Here is a 16916-nt window from a genome sequence, read left to right as displayed (position 1 = left end):
CCTCAGCTTCGCTCGGCGGGAGCCGGCAGGGTGAAACCGGAAACCGAGCGGCGCATCTCGCTGGCCATCCGCGCCAGATGGCGGATGCTGTCGGCGGTAGCGCCGGAGCCGGCGGAGGTCTGCGCGGTGATCTGCTGGATCACTGCCATGGTGTGAGAAATCTGCCCCGCCGAAGAAGTCTGCAACTGGGCTGCATCAGAGATGCTGTGGATAAGTTCGGCGAGGTTCTGCGAAACGCCTTCAATCTCGGCCAGCGCCACGCCGGCATCCTGGGCCAGGCGCGCACCGCGCACCACCTCGGCGGTGGTCTGCTCCATGGAGATGACCGCCTCGTTGGTATCCGCCTGGATGGTCCGCACCAGCGCTTCGATCTGTCGGGTCGCCGAGGACGAGCGCTCGGCCAGGCGCTGCACCTCGTCGGCGACCACGGCAAAGCCGCGGCCGGCCTCACCCGCCAGCGAGGCCTGAATCGCCGCATTGAGGGCCAGGATGTTGGTCTGGTCGGCAATGTCGTCGATCAGGCTGACGATGTCGCCGATTTCCTGGGAGGACTCGCCCAGGCGCTTGATCCGTTTGGCGGTGTCCTGGATCTGCTCGCGGATGTTGTCCATGCCGTTGATGGTGTTGTGCACCACTTCGTTGCCCTTGTTGGCGATCGCCACCGAGCGCTCGGCGACCTTGGCCGACTCATAGGCGTGGGCGGAAACCCGGTCGATCGATTCGACCATGTCGCCGACTGCCTCGGACGCCTCGCTGATCTGTTCGGCCTGGTGCTCCGAGGCCTTGGCCAGCTGGCGCGCGGTGTTCTGCGTGTCCTGCACGGCAGCGGCGACCTGCTCGGCACTGTGGTTGATGGTGGCCACCAGGTCGCGCAGCTGGTCGACCGAGTAGTTGATCGAGTCGGCGATGGCGCCGGTGAAGTCTTCGGTCACCGACACGGTGACAGTGAGGTCGCCGTCGGCCAGCTCTTCGATTTCATCGAGCAGGCGCATGATCGCCTGCTGGTTGCGTTCGTTCTTTTCTGCGGTTTCATGCAACTGGCGGTGAGTGGTGCGGACCATCACCAGGCCGATCAGGATGATCGAAGCCAGCGCCAGCAGGCCCAACACATAACCCCCGACGGTATCCAGGGTGCGGCCGCTGGCCAGGTTCTCAAAGCCGTTGGCCAGGTGCGAGGCTTCATCGAGCAGGGTCTGCGACAGGCTGAAGATGTTGCCGGCCGCTTCGCGCACGCGGAACAGCTCGGGCGAGGTTTCGAGAATTTCATCGACCGAACCGGCCACGAACTGGAACAGCTCGGCGATTTCCGCCAGGCGCGCGCGGGCGTCAGCGTCCTCGACGCGGGTCACCTGGATGGCCGGGTTGCCCCCCAGCATGCCTTCGAGCACCTGGCCGAAGCGGCTGGCATCGCGGCCAAAGGCATCGGCGGCCTGCGCCGCCGTGTCGTCGCCGGCCAGCACGGTGTTGACCGAACCGAGAATGCGCTCGGCCAGCAGCAGCTGGCGCTGGGCAACTACCACCTGGTTCGCCGGCGCACCGCTCTGCAGCAGGATCTCGACCACCTTCTCGTACTCGACCTGCAGCTGCGGCACGGTTTCGGCAAGGGTTGCCGCCACCTGATGCAATGACAGCACGGTCTGCTCGCTGGCCAGGATGGTGTCGGTGTTCTTGCGCAGGTTTTCCCAGTCCTGGCGCACCGCCTCCATTTCATCGCGGACCGCGGCCGGTGCCGCAGGCAGGCCGGTGGACTTGTCGCCTTCGCGCAGGTAGCCCCAGCGCCGCTCGAAATCGTTGCGCGCATCCGACAGTAGCTTGAAGGCCAGGGCCTTGCCCGCCGCGGCCTCGGTGGCGTTCTTGGCGATGCGCTGGGACAACACCCGCAGCTCGCCGGCGTGGCCGATGTACTGCTTGTCGTGATTGGCCTGGGTGTTGAGGTAGGCGAAGTTGGCGAACAACAGGATGATCGACAGGATCAGGATCACGAACAGCACGGTGATCTGCACGATGCTGCGCGTGCGTGGGGTCATGCTGGCGGGGGCGACGGGTGTGGCCGGCTTGTTCACGTTCGAAAGTCCTATAGCGCCACGTCAAGAAAGCCCGGCGCCTGGGCCAGGGCGAAGGGGCTGAAGATCGCCCAGTTGCGTTCACGCGGGAAGTGCCCCTGCACGAAGCGGGCAGCAGCCCGCAGCAGCGGTTGCGGTGGCGACAGTTCCAGGCTGCTCAGGGCGAAATGCTGCAGGCCCAGCACCTCGTCGACCAGCAGGCCGACGAACAGGTCTTCGTGGTCCAGCACCAGCACCCGCCGCTGCTTGCCTGGCGCAGCAGGGCCAAGGCCGAAGAAACTGCTCAGGTCCATCACCGGCAACAGCCGGCCGCGCAGGTTGGCCACGCCAAACACCCACGGCTGCACGCCAGGCACGCGGCTGCTGCGCGGCTCGCGCAGCACCTCGGCGACCTCGCCCATGGGCGCGACGAACCACTGCCCGGCGATGCGAAAACCGATGCCGCTCCATTGCTGCAGGCGGGTGTCCTGCGGCGGCTGGTCGGCCACCAGCAGGCGGCAACGCCGGTCGATGTCCAGCAACAGCTCGAACGCGGTCAGCGACGCGCCCTGCGGGCGGGTGGTCAAGCGCCCAGTACTTCTTTGAGCTTGGCGATCAGCGCATCTTCTTCCACCGGCTTGGTCAGGAAGTCGCGGGCACCCTGGCGCGTGGCCCAGATACGGTCGGTTTCCTGGTCCTTGGTGGTCACCACCACCACCGGGATGGCGCTGGTTTCCGGGTCCTTGCTCAGCTGGCGGGTGGCCTGGAAGCCGTTCATGCCGGGCATGACGATGTCCATCAGCACCGCATCGGGCTTTTCCTGGCGGGCCAGGGCCACGCCGTCGGCACCGTTGCTGGCCTTGAGCACCTGGTGACCGTGCTTTTCCAGCCATTCGGTCAATCTGTACATCTCTGTCGGCGAGTCGTCGACAATCAGAACTCGGGCCATGCTGTTTCCCCATCAGGAAATTGAAGGCCGCGCCAGCGCGGCGCGGTCAGGGTGCGGGTTGTTCGGGCGCGGCGAAACCGGGGACATGGGCCCTGATCGCGTCGAGCAGTTCGTCCTTGCTGAATGGTTTGGTCAGGAACTGGTCGGAGCCGACCACCCGGCCGCGGGCCTTGTCGAACAGGCCATCGCGGGACGACAGGAGAATCACCGGGATGTCCTTGAAGGCACTGTTGTGCTTGATCACCGCGCAGGTCTGATAACCGTCCAGGCGGGGCATCAGCACGTCGACGAAGATGATCTGTGGCTGGTGGTCGATGATCTTGGCCAGAGCGTCGAAGCCGTCACTGGCGGTGATCACCTCGCAGCCCGCTTCGCCGAGCAACATCTGCGCGGTGCGGCGGATCGTGCGGGAATCGTCGATCACCATCACCTTCAGGGGCTGTTCCATAAGTCGCGCTACCATCGCTGCACTGTGTGGGCGGCAAGCCACGGATGGCTTGCAGCTTGAAGCTGAGGCCATTTTTAGCACACTCCGGGGACCCGTTCCATCTGCAGCCCCCTTGACCCGCGGCGCTCACAGCGCCACCCTGAGCCACTTTTCTTTCGATTCACCGCGGCCACGGGCCGCCAAGAGGAACCACCCCATGAGCGTTCGCCTCGGCATTGTCATGGACCCGATCGCGTCCATCTCCTACAAGAAGGACAGCTCGCTGGCCATGCTGCTGGCCGCCCAGGCCCGCGGCTGGGAGCTGTTCTACATGGAGCAGCGCGACCTTTATCTGGGTGCCGGCCAGGCCCGCGCGCAGATGCGCCCGCTGAAGGTATTCGCCGACCCCGCGCGCTGGTTCGAGCTGGGCGAGGAGCAGGACAGTGCCCTGGCCGAGCTGGACGTGATCCTGATGCGCAAGGATCCACCCTTCGACATGGAGTTCGTCTACAGCACCTACCTGCTGGAGCAGGCCGAGCGCGAAGGTGTGCTGGTGGTCAACCGCCCACAGAGCCTGCGCGACTGCAACGAAAAACTGTTCGCCACCCAGTTCCCGCAATGCATGGCGCCAACCCTGGTCAGCCGCCGCGTCGACATTCTGCGCGAGTTCGCCGAAAGCCGTGGTGACGTGATCCTCAAGCCGCTGGACGGCATGGGCGGTGCGTCGGTGTTCCGCCACCGCAAGGACGACCCCAACCTGTCGGTCATCCTGGAAACCCTGACTCAGCATGGCACCCAGCAGATCATGGCCCAGGAATACCTGCCGCAGATCGTGGACGGCGACAAGCGCATCCTGATGATCGACGGCGAACCGGTCGACTACTGCCTGGCGCGCATCCCGGCCAGCGGCGAAACCCGTGGCAACCTGGCCGCCGGTGGTCGTGGTGAAGCCCGCCCACTGACTGAGCGCGACCGCTGGATCGCTGCCCAGGTCGGTCCGACCCTGCGTGAAAAGGGCCTGCTGTTCGTCGGCCTGGACGTGATCGGCGACTCCCTCACCGAAATCAACGTCACCAGCCCTACCTGCATCCGCGAGATCGACGCTGCCTATAACACCGATATCGGTGGCAAGCTGATGGATGCCATTGATCGCCAGCTCAAGGCGCGCTGACCGCCGACGCGGAGCAAATGCGCGGAGTGGGGTATGATGCCGGTCCTTTTCGACTGAGCTGCTGCCCCGCCCTGCGGTTGCTGGATACCTGATGACGCTGCCTGCCGACATCCCTGCCGACCTGCTGCCACCGCGCGTTCGCCCGGTGGACCGGCTTGGCTTTACCCTGTTCCTGGCTGCCCTGGTGCACCTGGCGCTGATCCTTGGCGTGGGCTTTACCGTGGTCAAACCGGCCGAGATCCGCCAGACCATGGACATCACACTGGCCACCTTCAAGAGCGAGAAAGCTCCGCAGAAGGCTGATTACCAGGCCCAGGCCAATCAGCAGGGCAGCGGCACCCTGGAAAAGAAAGCGGTACCCACCACCACCGAAGTGGCGCCGTTCCAGGACAGCAAGATCAACAAGGTCACCCCGCCGCCTGCGGCCAAGCCGGAGGTAGCACCACCGCCCGTGCCAGAGAAGTCGGCGGTGGCGACCAAGGCGCCGAAAGCGCAGAAGGTCGAGCCCAAGCCGAAGGAAAGCAAGCCGCAGCCCAAGCCGGCAGCGGCTACCCCGGATTTCGACAGCTCGCAATTGTCGAGCCAGATCGCCAGCCTTGAGGCAGAACTGTCCAACGAACAGCAGATGTACGCCAAGCGCCCGAAGATTCACCGCCTGAATGCGGCTTCGACCATGCGCGACAAGGGCGCCTGGTACAAGGAAGAGTGGCGCAAGAAGGTCGAGCGGGTGGGCAACCTCAACTACCCCGACGAGGCACGCCGGCAACAGATCTACGGCAACTTGCGGATGATGGTGTCGATCAACCGCGATGGCTCGCTGTATGAGGTGCTGGTACTGGAATCGTCCGGGCAGCCGGTGCTGGACCAGGCGGCCCAGCGCATCGTGCGCCTGGCGGCGCCCTTTGCGCCGTTTACCGGTGACCTGGCCGAGTTCGACCGGCTGGAGATCATCCGGACGTGGCGCTTTGCTCGCGGCGACCGCCTGTCCAGTAACTGATCGAGATTGCCGGGGCTGCTGTGCAGCCCCAAATCAGCCTGGCCGAGCACCTTGTCAGCCTCGCCACCTGGCGCCACACTATCCCCCATGAAAACCCTCACCCCGAGCTACCTCAAGCATCAGTTCCTGATCGCCATGCCGCACATGGCCGATCCGAACTTCGCCCAGACCCTCACGTACATCGTCGAGCACAACGCCAATGGCGCCATGGGCCTGGTGGTCAACCGACCACAGGAGCTGAACCTGGCCGACATTCTCGAGCAGTTGCGCCCGAACGAGGTACCTCCGGCCAGCACCTTGCAGGTGCCCATCTACCAGGGTGGCCCGGTGCAGACCGACCGCGGTTTCGTGCTGCACAGCAGTGAATGCAGCTTCCAGGCCACTGTGGCCCTGGAAGGGCTGTCGCTGACTACCTCGCAGGACGTGCTGCTGGCCATCGCCGCCGGGGTGGGGCCGAAACAAAGCCTCATCACGCTCGGCTATGCCGGCTGGGAAGCTGGCCAACTGGAGGCCGAACTGGCCGACAACGCCTGGCTCAACTGCCCGTTCGACCCGGATATCCTCTTCGCCATGGCCAGCGAACAACGCCTGGGCGCCGCAGCCCGCAGCCTGGGGATCAACCTCAGCCTGCTGACCAGCCAGGCGGGGCACGCCTGATGAGCGAATTGCGTTTACTGCTGGGCTTCGACTACGGCACCAAGCAGATCGGCGTCGCCGTCGGCCAGGTGGTGACCGGTCAGGCCCGCGAGTTGTGCACCCTGAAGGCGCAGAACGGCGTACCGGACTGGGCCCAGGTGGAAAAGCTCATTACCGAGTGGAAGCCCGATGCCATCGTCGTCGGCCTGCCGCTGAACATGGACGGCACGCCGAGCGAAATGAGCGAGCGCGCGGAAAAGTTCGCCCGCCGCCTCAATGGCCGCTTCAATCTGCCGGTGCACACCCACGACGAACGCCTGACCACCTTCGAGGCCAAAGGCGAGCGCATGGTCCGTGGCGGCCAGCGCGGCAGCTACCGTGACAACCCGGTCGACGCCATTGCCGCAGCCCTGCTGCTGCAGGGCTGGCTGGAGGCCAATACCTGATTTTTCCCGCGTTTACGTCGTGGCAGTCACAACGCCCTCGGCGCCCCCAGGAGATACGCAATGAGCCTACCCAATCCCGCCGACCTGATCCGGCAGATGGCTGTCGACCTTCGCGCCCATCTGGCCCGCCGCAACATCACCGAGCCGCGCTTCATCGGCATCCGTACCGGCGGCGTCTGGGTTGCCCAGGCCCTGCAGGCGGAAATGTCCGACCAGAGCCCGCTGGGCACTCTGGACGTGTCGTTCTATCGCGATGACTTCAGCCAGAACGGCCTGCACCCGCAGGTGCGCCCGTCGGAGCTGCCGTTCGAGGTCGAAGGCCAGCACCTGGTGCTGATCGACGACGTGCTGATGAGCGGCCGCACCATCCGCGCCGCACTCAACGAACTGTTCGATTACGGCCGCCCGGCCAGTGTCACCCTGGTCTGCCTGCTCGACCTGGATGCCGGCGAGCTGCCCATCCGCCCCAATGTACTCGGCGCCACCCTGTCGCTGGCCGCCCATGAACGGGTAAAATTGACCGGACCCGCACCGCTCGCCCTCGAGCGCCAGGACCTCGCCACCGCTTCCGCCCTTTAAGAGTCCCCTCGCGATGACGCCAATCGACGCCAAGCGCCCGCTGCAGCTCAATGATCAGGGCCAGCTGCGCCACTTCCTCTCGCTCGACGGTTTGCCCCGCGAACTGCTCACCGAGATCCTCGACACCGCCGACTCGTTCCTCGAAGTCGGCGCCCGGGCCGTGAAGAAAGTCCCGTTGCTGCGCGGCAAGACCGTGTGCAACGTGTTCTTCGAGAACTCGACCCGTACCCGCACCACCTTCGAGCTGGCGGCCCAGCGCCTGTCGGCCGACGTGATCAGCCTGAACGTGTCGACTTCCTCGACCAGCAAGGGCGAAACCCTGTTCGACACCCTGCGCAACCTCGAAGCCATGGCCGCCGACATGTTCGTCGTGCGCCACTCCGACTCCGGCGCCGCGCACTTCATCGCCGAGCACGTGTGCCCGGACGTCGCCGTGATCAACGGCGGTGACGGCCGCCACGCGCACCCGACCCAGGGCATGCTCGACATGCTGACCATCCGCCGCCACAAGGGCAGCTTCGAGAACCTCTCGGTGGCGATTGTCGGCGACATCCTGCACTCGCGCGTGGCCCGCTCCGACATGCTCGCGCTGAAAGCGCTGGGCTGCCCCGACATCCGCGTGATCGGCCCGAAGACCCTGATCCCGATCGGTATCGAGCAATACGGTGTGAAGGTCTACACCGACCTTGCCGAAGGCCTCAAGGACGTCGACGTGGTGATCATGCTGCGCCTGCAGCGTGAGCGCATGGCCGGTGGCCTGCTGCCCAGCGAAGGCGAGTTCTACCGCCTGTTCGGCCTGACCACCGCACGCCTGGCCGGCGCCAAGCCCGACGCCATCGTCATGCACCCGGGCCCGATCAACCGTGGCGTGGAGATCGAATCGGCGGTGGCCGACGGCAAACACTCGGTGATCCTCAACCAGGTCACCTACGGCATCGCCGTGCGCATGGCCGTGCTGTCCATGGCCATGAGCGGGCAGAACGCGCAACGTCAATTCGACCAGGAGAACGCCCAGTGACCCTCAGTATTCTTGGCGCCCGGGTCATCGACCCTGCCAGCGGCCTGGACCAGGTCACCGACCTGCACCTGGACGGCGGCCGCATCGCCGCCATCGGCGCTGCTCCGGCCGGTTTCAACGCCAGCCGCACGATTCATGCAGATGGCCTGATCGCCGCGCCCGGCCTGGTCGACCTCGGCGTCTCGCTGCGCGAGCCGGGCTATAGCCGCAAGGGCTCGATCGCCAGTGAAACCCGCGCCGCCGTGGCCGGTGGCGTCACCAGCCTGTGCTGCCCGCCACAAACCAAACCGGTGCTGGATACCTCGGCAGTGGCCGAGCTGATCCTCGACCGCGCCCGCGAAGCGGCCAACAGCAAGGTCTACCCGATCGGCGCCCTGACCAAGGGCCTGGAGGGCGAGCAGCTGGCCGAACTGGTGGCCCTGCGCGACACCGGTTGCGTGGCCTTCGGCAACGGCCTGAAGGAAATCCCCAACAACCGTACCCTGGCCCGCGCCCTGGAGTACGCCGCCACCTTCGACCTGACCGTGGTGTTCCACTCCCAGGACCGCGACCTGGCCCAGGGTGGCCTGGCCCACGAAGGCGCCATGGCCAGCTTCCTCGGCCTGCCCGGCATCCCCGAGACCGCCGAGACCGTGGCCCTGGCGCGCAACCTGCTGCTGGTGGAACAGACCGGCGTGCGTGCGCACTTCACCCAGATCACCAGCGCCCGTGGCGCACGGCTGATCGAGCAGGCCCAGCAGCTGGGCCTGCCGGTAACGGCCGACGTGGCGCTGTACCAGCTGATCCTCACCGACGAGTCGCTGCGTGAGTTCTCCAGCCTGTACCACGTGCAGCCGCCACTGCGCACCGCCGCCGACCGCGACGGCCTGCGCGCGGCAGTTAAGTCGGGCGTGATCCAGGCGATCTCCAGCCACCACCAGCCCCACGAGCGCGATGCCAAGCTGGCGCCGTTCGGCGCCACCGAACCGGGTATCAGCAGCGTCGAACTGCTGCTGCCGCTGGCCATGACCCTGGTCGAGGACGGCCTGCTCGACCTGCCGACCCTGCTCGCCCGCCTGAGCAGCGGCCCGGCCAAGGCCATGCGCCTGCCGGCCGGTGAGCTGAAAGTCGGCGGCGCGGCCGACCTGGTGCTGTTCGACGCCAAGGCCTCGACGATTGCCGGTGAGCAATGGCTGTCGCGCGGCGAAAACTGCCCGTTCATCGGCCACTGCCTGCCGGCGGCCGTACGTTATACCTTGGTCGATGGGCACGTCTGCCACGAGGCCTGACCAAGCTCACAGCTTGCTCTTGTAGGAGCGGCCTTGTGTCGCGAAAGGGCCGCAGAGCGGCCCCGGCGATTTCCGCATGATGCCGAGATCCGGGGCCGCTACGCAGCCCTTTCGCGACACAAGGCCGCTCCTACAATGAACGCGCCCAGCCCCGAAGGGTAGCGACCATTCATCCCCCCCGGTTGAAATCCTTCCCCCCACCCCCATATGAGTCTGCATCAGGCAATTTTGCCCCGCTGCGTGGAGACTCTCCCCTTGACCACCATCGTTTCTGTCCGCCGTAACGGCAAAGTCGTCATGGGCGGCGACGGCCAGGTATCCCTCGGCAACACCGTGATGAAAGGCAACGCCAAGAAAGTCCGTCGCCTGTACAACGGCGAAGTGATCGCCGGTTTCGCCGGTGCCACCGCTGACGCCTTCACCCTGTTCGAGCGCTTCGAAGCCCAACTGCAGAAACACTCCGGCCACCTGGTGCGTGCCGCCGTCGAGCTGGCCAAGGAATGGCGTACCGACCGCTCCCTGAGCCGCCTGGAAGCCATGCTGGCGGTGGCCAACAAGGACGCATCGCTGATCATCACCGGCAACGGTGACGTGGTCGAGCCGGAAGACGGCCTGATCGCCATGGGGTCCGGTGGCGGCTATGCCCAGGCCGCAGCCCGCGCCCTGCTGAACAAGACCGACCTGTCGGCCCGGGAAATCACCGAGGCTGCCCTGAACATCGCCGGTGACATCTGCGTGTTCACCAACCACAACCTGACCATCGAGGAGCAGGACCTGGCCGAGTAATCAGCTGTTCTGGCGCTCCGTCCCGGTGACGGAGCTTTTCCACGCTGATGCCACTCTGTACAAGGACCATTTTCATCATGTCCATGACCCCCCGCGAGATCGTCCACGAACTCAACCGCCACATCATCGGCCAGGACGACGCCAAGCGCGCCGTCGCCATTGCCCTGCGCAACCGCTGGCGGCGCATGCAGCTCCCCGCCGAGCTGCGTGCCGAAGTGACCCCGAAGAACATCCTGATGATCGGCCCTACCGGTGTCGGCAAGACCGAAATCGCCCGCCGCCTGGCCAAGCTGGCCAACGCGCCATTCCTCAAGGTCGAAGCCACCAAGTTCACCGAAGTGGGTTATGTCGGCCGCGACGTCGAGTCGATCATCCGTGACCTGGCCGATGCCGCGCTGAAGATGCTGCGCGAGCAGGAAATCGTCCGCGTGCGCCACCGCGCCGAAGACGCCGCCGAAGACCGCATCCTCGATGCCCTGCTGCCGCAGGCGCGGGTCAGCAGCTTCAGCGAGGAAGCCGCGCAGACCAGCACCGATTCCAACACCCGCCAGCTGTTCCGCAAGCGCCTGCGCGAAGGCCAGCTGGACGACAAGGAAATCGAGATCGAAGTGGCCGAGAACATGGGCGTCGAAATCGCCGCGCCACCCGGCATGGAAGAAATGACCAACCAGCTGCAGAGCCTGTTCGCCAACATGGGCAAGGGCAAGCGCAAGACCCGCAAGCTGAAGGTCAAGGAAGCACTGAAGATGGTGCGCGACGAAGAAGCCAGCCGCCTGGTCAACGAGGAAGAGCTCAAGGGCAAGGCCCTGGAAGCGGTCGAGCAGCACGGCATCGTGTTCATCGACGAAATCGACAAGGTCGCCAAGCGTGGCAATGTCGGCGGTGCCGACGTATCCCGTGAAGGCGTGCAGCGCGACCTGCTGCCGCTGATCGAAGGCTGCACCGTCAACACCAAGCTGGGCATGGTCAAGACCGACCACATCCTGTTCATCGCTTCCGGTGCGTTCCACCTGAGCAAGCCGAGCGACCTGGTGCCCGAGCTGCAGGGCCGCCTGCCGATCCGTGTCGAACTGAAGGCACTGACCCCGGAAGATTTCGAGCGAATCCTGAAAGAGCCGCATGCATCGCTGACCGAGCAGTACAGTGCACTGCTCAAGACCGAAGGCCTGAACATCGAGTTCGCCGCCGACGGTATCAAGCGCCTGGCCGAGATTGCCTATCAGGTGAACGAGAAGACCGAGAACATCGGTGCCCGCCGCCTGCACACCCTGCTCGAGCGCCTGCTCGAGGAGGTGTCGTTCAGCGCCGGGGACCTGGCCAGCACCCACGACGAAGCACCGATTCTGATCGATGCCGCGTATGTGAACGGCCACCTCGGTGAGCTGGCGCAGAACGAAGACCTGTCGCGCTACATCCTGTAAGACCGCACGGGGCCGCTTCGCGGCCCCCTTGCACAATGGCTTGAATCACTCGAAGCTTGCACCATCAGCTCCCGAGAGATTCAGACCATGGCCCGCCTGCCCACCGCCATCAACCTGCACAAAGCCTCCAAGACCCTCAGCCTCACCTACGCCCCCGGCGAGGTCTACCAGCTGCCCGCCGAATTCCTGCGGGTGCACTCCCCCTCCGCCGAGGTCCAGGGCCACGGCAACCCCATCCTGCAATTCGGCAAGATCAATGTCGGCCTCATCGGCCTGGAACCTGCCGGCCAATATGCACTGAAACTGACCTTTGACGATGGCCATGACAGCGGCCTGTTCACCTGGGAATACCTCGAGCAGTTGTGCCTGCGCCAGGAGCAGCTGTGGGCCGATTACCTCGATGAACTGCACAAGGCCGGCAAGTCCCGCGACCCGGCGCAATCGGTGGTCAAACTCATGCTCTAGCTCAAGCCTTGCAGGCTTTAGAGCGCATTTTCTAATCTCATCTGTTTGAATGCCTTACAGACAACTCTTGAACGGGTTGTCTTGCGCATTACATGAAAGTCGGGTAACCAATGGAGCTGGCAAGTTCCCTGCATCGCCTTGAAGGCAATCAGGCACTGGCCGGTATGTAGAGGTCGCGAGCGAAAGCAGGCTGTCTTCACACGCAGAATCCCCCGCAGCTCATCGCCGAATGCATCCGGCCCGCAGCACCGCTGTTCCTTATCACTGGTCACCCGAGTAGCAGTACCGGGCTGTCCGCTGTGCAATGCGCCACAGCAATCCGGTACTCGTCTCAGGACAACGGAGCGTCGTAGATGAGTAACAAGAACAACGATGAGTTGCAGCGGCAAGCCTCGGAAAACACCCTGGGGCTGAACCCGGTCATCGGCATCCGCCGCAAGGACCTGCTGAGCTCTGCGCGTACCGTGTTGCGTCAGGCCGTGCGCCAGCCGCTGCACAGTGCCAAGCATGTGGCGCACTTCGGCCTGGAGCTGAAGAACGTGCTGCTGGGCAAATCCAGCCTCGCCCCGGCAGGTGACGACCGTCGCTTCCAGGACCCGGCCTGGAGCAAGAACCCGCTTTACCGCCGCTACCTGCAAACCTACCTGGCCTGGCGCAAGGAGCTGCAGGAGTGGATCGGCAACAGTGACCTGTCGCCCCAGGACATCGCCCGCGGCCAGTTCGTCATCAACCTGATGACCGAGGCCATGGCGCCGACCAACACCCTGTCCAACCCGGCGGCGGTCAAACGCTTCTTCGAAACCGGCGGCAAAAGCCTGCTGGACGGCCTGTCCAACCTGGCCAAGGACGTGGTCAACAACGGTGGCATGCCCAGCCAGGTCAACATGGAAGCGTTCGAAGTCGGCAAGAACCTCGGCACCAGCGAAGGCGCCGTGGTCTACCGCAACGATGTGCTGGAGCTGATCCAGTACAGCCCCATCACCGAGCAGGTGCATGCCCGCCCGCTGCTGGTGGTTCCGCCGCAGATCAACAAGTTCTACGTCTTCGACCTGAGCCCGGAAAAGAGCCTGGCGCGCTTCTGCCTGCGCTCGCAGCAGCAGACCTTCATCATCAGCTGGCGCAACCCGACCAAGGCCCAGCGCGAGTGGGGCCTGTCGACCTACATCGATGCCTTGAAGGAAGCGGTCGACGCGGTACTGGCAATCACCGGCAGCAAAGACCTGAACATGCTCGGTGCCTGCTCCGGCGGCATCACCTGCACCGCCCTGGTCGGCCACTATGCCGCGCTGGGTGAGCAGAAGGTCAATGCCCTGACCCTGCTGGTCAGCGTGCTGGACACCACGATGGACACCGAGGTAGCGCTGTTCGTCGACGAACAGACACTGGAAGCAGCCAAGCGCCACTCCTACCAGTCCGGGGTGCTCGAAGGCAGCGACATGGCCAAGGTGTTCGCCTGGATGCGCCCCAACGACCTGATCTGGAACTACTGGGTCAACAACTACTTGCTCGGCAACGAGCCACCGGTATTCGACATCCTGTTCTGGAACAACGACACCACGCGCTTGCCCGCCGCCTTCCACGGCGACCTGATCGAGCTGTTCAAGAACAACCCGCTGACCCGCGCGGATGCCCTGGAAGTGTGCGGCACCGCCATCGACCTGAAGAAAGTCCAGTGCGACATCTTCAGCGTCGCCGGCACCTCCGACCACATCACCCCGTGGCAGTCGTGCTACCGCTCGGCACACCTGTTCGGCGGCAAGATCGAGTTCGTGCTGTCCAACAGCGGCCACATCCAGAGCATCCTCAATCCGCCAGGCAACCCCAAGGCGCGCTTCATGACCGGCGCCGACCGCCCGGGCGACCCGGTGGCCTGGCAGGATAACGCCGAAAAGCATGCCGACTCCTGGTGGCTGCACTGGCAGACCTGGCTGGGCGAGCGTGCCGGCGAGCTGAAAAAGGCGCCGACGCGCCTGGGCAACCGTGCCTATGCCGCTGGCGAGGCAGCACCGGGGACATACGTCCACGAGCGTTGAGTCGCAATGCCGTGGCCGCTTGGAGCGCGCCACGGTACTTTTTCAAGCCACAGAGCCACGCGCATGCCGCTACCCTACATCTTCCGCACCGTCGAGCTGGACGACCAATCCATCCGTACCGCGGTGCGCCCGGGCAAGCCGCACCTGACGCCGCTGCTGATCTTCAACGGCATCGGCGCCAACCTGGAGCTGGTGTTCCCGTTCATCGAGGCACTGGACCCGGACCTGGAAGTCATCGCCTTCGACGTCCCCGGCGTGGGCGGCTCGTCCACGCCACGCCACCCTTACCGCTTTCCCGGCCTGGCCAAGCTGACGGCGCGCATGCTCGACTACCTGGACTACGGCCAGGTCAATGTCATCGGCGTGTCCTGGGGCGGCGCCCTGGCCCAACAGTTTGCCCATGACTACCCGGAGCGCTGCAAGAAACTGGTGCTGGCGGCCACTGCGGCAGGTGCGGTGATGGTGCCCGGCAAGCCCAAGGTGCTGTGGATGATGGCGAGCCCCCGGCGTTACGTGCAGCCATCGCATGTGATCCGCATCGCGCCGCTGATCTATGGCGGCGGTTTTCGCCGCGACCCGGACCTGGCCATGCACCACGCCGCCAAGGTGCGCTCCGGCGGCAAGATGGGCTACTACTGGCAGCTGTTCGCCGGGCTGGGCTGGACCAGCATCCACTGGCTGCACAAGATCCAGCAGCCGACCCTGGTGCTGGCCGGCGACGACGACCCGCTGATCCCGCTGATCAACATGCGCCTGCTGGCCTGGCGAATTCCCAATGCCCAGCTACACATTATCGACGACGGCCATCTGTTCCTGATCACCCGGGCCGAGGCCGTCGCCCCCATCATCATGAAGTTTCTCCAGCAAGAACGTCAGCGCGCGGTCATGCACCCCAGTCCGGCCTCTGGTGGCTGAATTGTTGCTTGCTGTTGCACGAGCACGACTGATGAGTACGACCGTGGCCTGACAAGGGAGTTGTTGCCATGAAAGAAAAACCGGCCAAAGGAACGTCAACGCTCCCCGCCACCAGCATGAACGTGCAGAACGCCATCCTCGGTGTGCGCGGTCGCGACCTGATTTCCACCTTGCGCAGTGTTGGCCGCCATAGCCTGCTCAATCCCCTGCACACCGCCCGCCACCTGCTGACGCTGGGCGGCCAGCTGGGCCGGGTGATGCTCGGCGACACGCCCTATCAGCCGAGCGCGCGCGATGCCCGTTTCAGCGACCCGACCTGGAGCCAGAACCCGTTCTACCGGCGCAGCCTGCAGGCCTACCTGGCCTGGCAGAAACAGACCCGCCTGTGGATCGAGGAAAGCCACCTGAACGACGATGACCGGGCCCGTGCACACTTTCTGTTCACCCTGATCAACGACGCCCTGGCACCGAGCAACTCGCTGCTCAACCCGCTGGCGGTCAAGGAGCTATTCAACACCGGCGGGCAGAGCCTGGTGCGTGGCGTCGCCCACCTGCTCGACGATTTGCGCCACAACGACGGCCTACCGCGCCAGGTGGACGAGCGCGCCTTCGAAGTGGGCGGCAACCTGGCAGCCACACCTGGCGCCGTGGTGTTCCGCAACGATCTGCTGGAGCTGATCCAGTACAAGCCGATGAGTGAAAAGCAGTACGCCCGGCCCGTGCTGGTGGTGCCGCCACAGATCAACAAGTACTACATCTTCGACCTGCAGCCGACCAACAGCTACGTCCAGTACATGCTCAAGAACGGCCTGCAGGTGTTCATGGTCAGCTGGCGCAACCCCGACCCGCGCCACCGCGAGTGGGGCCTGTCGAGCTATGTGCAGGCCCTGGAAGAAGCACTCAACGCCTGCCGCAGCATCAGCGGCAGCCGTGACCCGAACCTGATGGGCGCCTGCGCCGGGGGCCTGACCATGGCTGCGCTGCAGGGCCACCTGCAGGCCAAGCACCAGCTGCGCCGGGTACGCAGCGCCACTTACCTGGTCAGCCTGCTCGACAGCAAGTTCGACAGCCCGGCCAGCCTGTTCGCCGACGAACAGACCATCGAGGCCGCCAAACGTCGCTCGTACCAGCGTGGTGTGCTGGACGGTGGCGAGGTGGCGCGGATCTTCGCCTGGATGCGGCCCAACGACCTGATCTGGAACTACTGGGTCAACAACTACCTGCTCGGCAAGACCCCGCCGGCCTTCGACATTCTCTACTGGAACGCCGACAGCACCCGCCTGCCGGCCGCGCTGCATGGTGACCTGCTGGACTTCTTCAAGGTCAACCCGCTGACCCACGCCGCAGGCCTGGAAGTGTGCGGCACACCCATCGATCTCAAGCAGGTCGACCTCGACAGCTTCACCGTGGCCGGCAGCAACGACCACATCACGCCGTGGGACGCGGTGTACCGCTCGGCCTTGCTGCTCGGTGGCGACCGGCAGTTCGTGCTGGCCAACAGCGGGCACATCCAGAGCATCATCAACCCGCCCGGCAACCCCAAGGCGTACTACCTGGAAAACCCCAAGCTATCGAGCGACCCTCGCGCCTGGTTCCATGATGCGCAGCGCCGCGACGGCAGCTGGTGGCCACTTTGGCTGGAGTGGATCACGCCGCGCTCCGGCCCGCTCAAGGCGCCACGCACGGAACTGGGCAACGCCACCTATCCACCGCTGGGCCCTGCGCCAGGCACTTACGTCCTGACCCGATGAGCGCCACGACTG

Annotated in this window: 17 protein-coding genes; 13 read left to right on the top strand and 4 right to left on the bottom strand. The window is 65.1% G+C overall.

Features of this window, described 5'->3' with window-relative positions:
• Positions 1-2 precede the first annotated feature (2 nt).
• The 4 genes from ACIPZ8_RS05045 to ACIPZ8_RS05030 are packed head-to-tail and all read right to left on the bottom strand — an operon-like array spanning position 3 to position 3439.
• The gene (locus ACIPZ8_RS05045; RefSeq protein ID WP_400720487.1) at positions 3-2027 is read right to left on the bottom strand and encodes a methyl-accepting chemotaxis protein; all 2025 of its coding nucleotides are present in this window, start codon (positions 2025-2027) and stop codon (positions 3-5) included.
• 47 nt (positions 2028-2074) lie between these two features.
• Complete coding sequence (locus ACIPZ8_RS05040) at positions 2075-2629, bottom strand: chemotaxis protein CheW (protein ID WP_294340334.1); 555 nt, start codon at positions 2627-2629, stop codon at positions 2075-2077.
• A complete protein-coding gene (pilH, locus tag ACIPZ8_RS05035) occupies positions 2626-2991 on the bottom strand; it encodes a twitching motility response regulator PilH (protein ID WP_085676684.1) in 366 nt (121 codons plus the stop codon). The genes ACIPZ8_RS05040 and pilH overlap by 4 nt, the downstream gene beginning before the upstream one ends.
• A 46-nt stretch (positions 2992-3037) precedes the next feature.
• Positions 3038-3439: a PleD family two-component system response regulator gene (locus tag ACIPZ8_RS05030; RefSeq protein WP_400720108.1), complete on the bottom strand. Its 402-nt coding sequence runs from the start codon at positions 3437-3439 to the stop codon at positions 3038-3040.
• Between the two features lie 196 nt (positions 3440-3635).
• Between ACIPZ8_RS05030 and gshB the strand changes: the two genes are divergently transcribed.
• The 13 genes from gshB to phaC (ACIPZ8_RS04965) all read left to right on the top strand — a co-directional run bounded on the left by gshB (position 3636) and on the right by phaC (ACIPZ8_RS04965) (position 16904).
• A complete protein-coding gene (gene gshB, locus ACIPZ8_RS05025) occupies positions 3636-4589 on the top strand; it encodes a glutathione synthase (protein ID WP_400720106.1) in 954 nt (317 codons plus the stop codon).
• A 91-nt stretch (positions 4590-4680) separates the two neighbouring features.
• Entirely contained in the window at positions 4681-5586 is a 906-nt protein-coding gene (locus ACIPZ8_RS05020) for an energy transducer TonB (protein WP_400720104.1), read from the top strand.
• An 87-nt stretch (positions 5587-5673) separates the two neighbouring features.
• A complete protein-coding gene (locus tag ACIPZ8_RS05015; protein ID WP_400720102.1) occupies positions 5674-6243 on the top strand; it encodes a YqgE/AlgH family protein in 570 nt (189 codons plus the stop codon).
• Positions 6243-6668 carry a Holliday junction resolvase RuvX gene (gene ruvX / locus ACIPZ8_RS05010; protein WP_400720100.1) on the top strand — a complete coding sequence of 142 codons (426 nt, stop codon included), beginning with the start codon at positions 6243-6245 and terminating at the stop codon, positions 6666-6668. The genes ACIPZ8_RS05015 and ruvX overlap by 1 nt, the downstream gene beginning before the upstream one ends.
• A gap of 60 nt (positions 6669-6728) precedes the next feature.
• The gene (pyrR, locus tag ACIPZ8_RS05005; RefSeq protein WP_400720098.1) at positions 6729-7247 is read left to right on the top strand and encodes a bifunctional pyr operon transcriptional regulator/uracil phosphoribosyltransferase PyrR; all 519 of its coding nucleotides are present in this window, start codon (positions 6729-6731) and stop codon (positions 7245-7247) included.
• A gap of 13 nt (positions 7248-7260) precedes the next feature.
• Positions 7261-8265 (top strand): aspartate carbamoyltransferase catalytic subunit, encoded by a 1005-nt coding sequence (locus tag ACIPZ8_RS05000; RefSeq protein ID WP_008099987.1) that lies wholly within the window; start codon positions 7261-7263, stop codon positions 8263-8265.
• The gene (locus tag ACIPZ8_RS04995) at positions 8262-9533 is read left to right on the top strand and encodes a dihydroorotase (RefSeq protein ID WP_400720096.1); all 1272 of its coding nucleotides are present in this window, start codon (positions 8262-8264) and stop codon (positions 9531-9533) included. Before ACIPZ8_RS05000 ends, ACIPZ8_RS04995 begins: the two co-directional genes overlap by 4 nt.
• A gap of 255 nt (positions 9534-9788) precedes the next feature.
• Positions 9789-10319 carry an ATP-dependent protease subunit HslV gene (hslV, locus tag ACIPZ8_RS04990; protein WP_027920652.1) on the top strand — a complete coding sequence of 177 codons (531 nt, stop codon included), beginning with the start codon at positions 9789-9791 and terminating at the stop codon, positions 10317-10319.
• A 77-nt stretch (positions 10320-10396) separates the two neighbouring features.
• Positions 10397-11740, top strand: coding sequence for an ATP-dependent protease ATPase subunit HslU (gene hslU, locus ACIPZ8_RS04985; RefSeq protein WP_085676678.1), 1344 nt, complete (start codon positions 10397-10399; stop codon positions 11738-11740).
• Between the two features lie 87 nt (positions 11741-11827).
• On the top strand, positions 11828-12205 hold the full coding sequence (locus ACIPZ8_RS04980) for a gamma-butyrobetaine hydroxylase-like domain-containing protein (protein WP_400720094.1): 378 nt from the start codon (positions 11828-11830) through the stop codon (positions 12203-12205).
• Positions 12206-12558: 353 nt separating this feature from the next.
• The gene (phaC, locus tag ACIPZ8_RS04975; RefSeq protein ID WP_400720092.1) at positions 12559-14238 is read left to right on the top strand and encodes a class II poly(R)-hydroxyalkanoic acid synthase; all 1680 of its coding nucleotides are present in this window, start codon (positions 12559-12561) and stop codon (positions 14236-14238) included.
• 63 nt (positions 14239-14301) lie between these two features.
• Complete coding sequence (gene phaZ, locus ACIPZ8_RS04970) at positions 14302-15153, top strand: poly(3-hydroxyalkanoate) depolymerase (RefSeq protein ID WP_400720090.1); 852 nt, start codon at positions 14302-14304, stop codon at positions 15151-15153.
• Between the two features lie 68 nt (positions 15154-15221).
• Positions 15222-16904 (top strand): class II poly(R)-hydroxyalkanoic acid synthase, encoded by a 1683-nt coding sequence (phaC, locus tag ACIPZ8_RS04965; RefSeq protein ID WP_400720088.1) that lies wholly within the window; start codon positions 15222-15224, stop codon positions 16902-16904.
• The last annotated feature ends 12 nt before the right edge of the window (positions 16905-16916 follow it).

The organism is Pseudomonas sp. NPDC089422 (assembly GCF_044749405.1).
Classification (GTDB): Bacteria; Pseudomonadota; Gammaproteobacteria; order Pseudomonadales; family Pseudomonadaceae; genus Aquipseudomonas.
The sequence above is the reverse complement of the archived record's forward strand: the minus strand, read 5'-3'. Positions and strand labels throughout refer to the sequence as shown.